Source organism: Lysinibacillus sp. GbtcB16 (genome assembly GCF_019091145.1).
GTDB lineage: Bacteria > Bacillota > Bacilli > Bacillales_A > Planococcaceae > Lysinibacillus > Lysinibacillus fusiformis.
In genome coordinates, this window is record NZ_JAGXJV010000780.1 from 1 (window position 1) to 243 (window position 243).

Genomic DNA, 243 nt, shown 5'->3' on the forward strand with positions numbered 1-243 from the left:
AGTATCATAGTACTCGACCTTCAGATCAACAGGCACGCCAGCGGTCAGCGCAATCGTTCCCGTTCTCTCCGTCCAGCTTTGATTCACCCAACTGTCAAGAACCAGCTTGCCGTTCACCCAAACTCTAACACCAGCATCGCTAATGGTTGATATCTGGTAAGTTTCCGTATAGGCAGGCACGAGCTTCCCTGTCCATCTTACCGAAAACGTATCTGCTTGCATTGATGGAAAAGGGGCTGACTG

At 50.2% G+C, this 243-nt stretch carries 1 protein-coding gene; it reads right to left on the bottom strand.

Annotated features, from left to right (window positions below):
- The coding region (locus tag KVT27_RS25880; protein ID WP_254636306.1) for a PA14 domain-containing protein at positions 1-222 on the bottom strand (222 nt) is incomplete at its 3' end.
- Positions 223-243 lie beyond the last annotated feature (21 nt).